At 62.7% G+C, this 2,461-nt stretch carries 4 protein-coding genes; 3 read left to right on the top strand and 1 reads right to left on the bottom strand.

Annotated features, from left to right (window positions below):
• Positions 1–625 (top strand): methylenetetrahydrofolate--tRNA-(uracil(54)-C(5))-methyltransferase (FADH(2)-oxidizing) TrmFO (gene trmFO / locus Q1J43_RS15430; protein ID WP_301103401.1); only part of this gene is annotated, 625 nt, incomplete at its 5' end.
• Positions 626–941: 316 nt separating this feature from the next.
• Here the strand turns inward: trmFO and Q1J43_RS15425 are convergent.
• Positions 942–1,130, bottom strand: a complete 189-nt coding sequence (locus Q1J43_RS15425) for a hypothetical protein (RefSeq protein WP_301103400.1) — start codon at positions 1,128–1,130, stop codon at positions 942–944.
• Positions 1,131–1,156: 26 nt separating this feature from the next.
• On the opposite strand from Q1J43_RS15425, the gene Q1J43_RS15420 reads away from it, so the two are divergent.
• Both Q1J43_RS15420 and Q1J43_RS15415 read left to right on the top strand, forming a co-directional pair.
• Positions 1,157–2,170, top strand: coding sequence for an efflux RND transporter periplasmic adaptor subunit (locus Q1J43_RS15420; protein WP_301103399.1), 1,014 nt, complete (start codon positions 1,157–1,159; stop codon positions 2,168–2,170).
• Positions 2,170–2,461: ABC transporter permease (locus Q1J43_RS15415; protein ID WP_301103398.1), on the top strand; the 292-nt coding region annotated here is incomplete at its 3' end. The genes Q1J43_RS15420 and Q1J43_RS15415, both read left to right, overlap by 1 nt.

Genomic DNA, 2,461 nt, shown 5'->3' with positions numbered 1-2,461 from the left:
GCGCGGCGTCGATACCTTGCGCTATGGCCCCATGAAGCCCGTCGGCCTCACCAATCCGCACACCAACCAACGCCCCTACGCCGTGGTGCAGTTGCGGCAGGATAACGCGCTCGGCACGCTCTATAATCTCGTCGGTTTCCAGACCAAGCTGAAACATGCCGAGCAAACGCGGGTGTTTCGCATGATCCCTGGCCTCGAACAGGCGGAATTCGCGCGCCTCGGCGGGTTGCATCGCAATACCTTTATCAACAGTCCGTTGTTGCTGGATAACCAATTGCGCCTGAAGACCAGACCGGCCTTGCGCTTTGCCGGACAGATCACCGGCGTCGAGGGCTACATCGAGTCCGCCGCCATCGGCCTTCTGGCCGGACGTTTCGCCGCCGCGCAGAGTCGCGGCGCGACGCTGACCGCGCCGCCGCGCACCACGGCGCTGGGCGCGTTGCTGGCGCATATCACGGGCGACGCGGCGGCGGAAACTTTCCAGCCCATGAATGTCAATTTCGGCCTGTTCCTCCCCTTGTCGCCCGAACCCAAAGGCGGACGTGGCGGTCGCGATCGCAAACTGGCCTACAGCCAACGGGCGAAGCAGGCTATGACGGCGTGGCTGGCGCAGAGCCAGTCATAGTGTTGACAGAATCCGGCGCTACGCCGATGGTGTTTTGGCGCTAATTCTGCAATGCCCGTTATCCTTAGAGCCTGTTCATGATCTTTCCCACGCACAGCGAATCTTTGAAGCCCATGCCTTCATCTTCCGCTGGGCGCGGACAAAGTTCCTCCCCCCTCGCGGGGGAGGTTAGGTGGGGGGGCGTGCCGAAAGCCCAAACGCCTATGGTTCGAGGGATGTCAGTCTACTGCTCCCCTTGTCTTTTCAGCGGCTTGGGATTGCTGAACGCCCCCCCACCTAACCTCCCCCTCAAGGGGGGAGGAATCCGGCCAGTGCTTTACGGCAGCCTGTCTTCCTCACCTTCAATAGATCGTGAACACGCTCTTAGAGCCTTCATGATTTGCAAAATGGCTACAAGAAACAAACGCGTCATTCCCGCGCAAGCGGGAATGACGCCTGATTTTAAGGCTTTGGACGCGATGATCGGCGGGGGCTTAGGGAACGACAACCACTTGGGTTTTTTCATGGGAGGTCGCCATTAAGATTCGTCGATTGATCGCGATCATCGGCATCGCCGCGTTGCTGGCGGGCGGGTATTTTTATGTCTGGCCTGCGGTTTCCCCCTCCGTCGCGGTCGTCAGGCCGGAGCGCGGGCCTGCCGTTCAGGCGGTTTACGCCACGGGCACGGTCGAGGCGACGGTGATGTTGCCGCTCGCGGCGCGCAGCGCGGCGCGGCTGGTGGCGTTGAACGTTGACGAGGGGGCGACGGTCAAGAAGGGCGCGGTGTTGGCGCAATTGGAAGACGCGGATTTGCAGCGCACGATCGATCAGTTGCAAGCGGCCGAACGCTTCGCCAAAAAGGAATTTGCCCGCGCCGCCGCGATGGTCAGAAGCGGCGTGGTTTCGCAGGCGGCGTTCGAGCAGGCGAAGGCCAATCTGGACGCCGCCGCCGCCGCCGCCGCGAAAGCCCAGACCGAGGCCGGTTACATGAAGCTGACCGCTCCCGCCGACGGGCTGGTCATCAAGCGCGACGGCGAAATCGGGCAGATGATCCCCGCCAACCAGCCGGTGTTCTGGCTCTCCTGCTGCGCCCCGTTGCGCATCGCCACCGAAGTGGACGAGGAGGACATCGCGCAGGTGGCGGTGGGCCAGCCCGTGTTGATCCGCGCCGACGCCTTTCCGGGCAGGATTTTCCACGGCGCGGTGCAAAGCATCACGCCAAAGGGCGATCCGGTCGATCGCAGCTACCGCGTGCGCATCGGCTTTACCGAGGACACGCCGTTGCATATCGGCATGACGGCGGAAACCAACATCGTCATCAACGAAACCAAGGACGCGCTGCTGATTCCGGCCAGCGCCGTGGTGAAGGACAAGGTGTGGCTGGTGCGCGATGGGCGACTGGTCGAACAGGCGGTGACGCTGGGCGCCAAAGGCGCGGATAAAATCGAGATCCGCAGCGGCGTGGCGATGGAGGACAGCGTGGTGGCGAAGCCGGACGCCAAGCTGCGCGATGGCCGGAAGATTCGCGTGACGGCGGCGAAACAGAAGACGGAGCCGGAACGCTGATGCGCCTGCTGATCGGCATCGCCCTCAAACATCTGCTGGCGCGTAAGCGGCAAAGCGTCGTTTCGTTGATGGGCATCGTGCTGGGCGTCGCTTTCTTTCTGGCGATCAGTTCGTTGATGCAGGGGTCGGAAAGAGACTTCATCACGCGGCTGGTCGATAACGCGCCGCACATCACCATCAGCGACGAATACCGCAACCCGAGCCTGCAACCCGCGCAGCAGCTTTATCCGGAAGGCGCGGTCGAAATCCGCCATGTCCAGCCGGTGACGGAAACGCGCGGCATTCGCGATT

The organism is Propionivibrio sp. (genome assembly GCF_029255185.1).
GTDB lineage: Bacteria > Pseudomonadota > Gammaproteobacteria > Burkholderiales > Rhodocyclaceae > Propionivibrio.
Note: the sequence above shows the minus strand (reverse complement) of the source record. Positions and strands in the feature narration are given on the sequence as shown.

What these genes read in the sequence shown, in the direction of transcription:
- Q1J43_RS15425 (WP_301103400.1), bottom strand. Translation starts at nt 1,130, where the DNA reads ATGAAAAAACCCAAGTGGTTGTCGTTCCCTAAGCCCCCGCCGATCATC.